This window comes from Sapientia aquatica (genome assembly GCF_004358105.1).
Classification (GTDB): Bacteria; Pseudomonadota; Gammaproteobacteria; order Burkholderiales; family Burkholderiaceae_D; genus Solimicrobium; species Solimicrobium aquaticum.
This window is the reverse complement of the sequence record NZ_SMYL01000046.1, coordinates 1-891: the sequence shown is the minus strand read 5'-3', so window position 1 is coordinate 891 and position 891 is coordinate 1. Positions and strand designations below refer to the sequence as shown.

Here is an 891-nt window from a genome sequence, read left to right as displayed (position 1 = left end):
CTGCAAAACAAAAATAAAAAGTCCAACATCCGGCAATCCCGAAAAAATTCATTTCGTCACGTTCACAGTTCGCACGATCAGTCATTAACCACGAATTGGCCAACAATCTAATTTGCATCTTAATATCCTAGTTGGTTAAATTAATTCCATTAGGAATCCTGACGATGTTGTCAATCGACTAGGTCGATTAGAGGGGGACTTGTATTTTAAAAAAATCTTGTAGATTAGGGAGAATCAACAACTACCGACTTACCGAGATATGTCCATCCTTAATCAACTCAAACCTGCAAGCGAACCCATCTACCTACTCCCTCTCTTTGGTTTAATCGTCTGGGCGATTTTATATTTATCTTGGCAAGTGGACCTCGCGCTAATCGAGTCTCCTCGCACGTATACAGGATTCGCCGCAGAGCTCTTTTTATCCGTAATCTTAGTTTATTTTTTCTGGCGCACGGCTTTGCATAAAACACTGCGGGATGTGCTGACTTGTTATGGCATCGTGCTGTTCAAATTTGCAGTGATGTGGTGGGCACTCGCCACACTGCCAAGTCTCTTGGGATGGATAGGACTAGTGATGTTACTGCTTGCCTCCACCAAAATCACATCTGTACGATGCAACTATTTTACAGAGGGAGAGGCGCTACTTTACCAAGAACGCACCGTTGTAGAACAAGCAGTCGCCATGCCTCACTATAGCTTCGCGCTAGCAACAACCAGCCATTCTCCTTCGTCAGCTACCATCAAATTTCAAGCACGAAGCGCCGATATCTGTTTCGACGATATCCATGGCATGGAGTCGGTCAAGGCACGTCTTCACAAAGCAATGACAACTATTGTGCATCCTGCAGAAGGTGGATTCAGTAAAGTAAAACATCGAAATGGAGTGTTGTT

The 891-nt window shown here is 44.0% G+C and carries 1 protein-coding gene; it reads left to right on the top strand.

Translation table 11 applies throughout. From position 1 onward, the window contains the following. Positions 1–259: 259 nt before the first annotated feature. Positions 260–891: hypothetical protein (locus E2I14_RS19185; RefSeq protein ID WP_133331555.1), on the top strand; the 632-nt coding region annotated here is incomplete at its 3' end.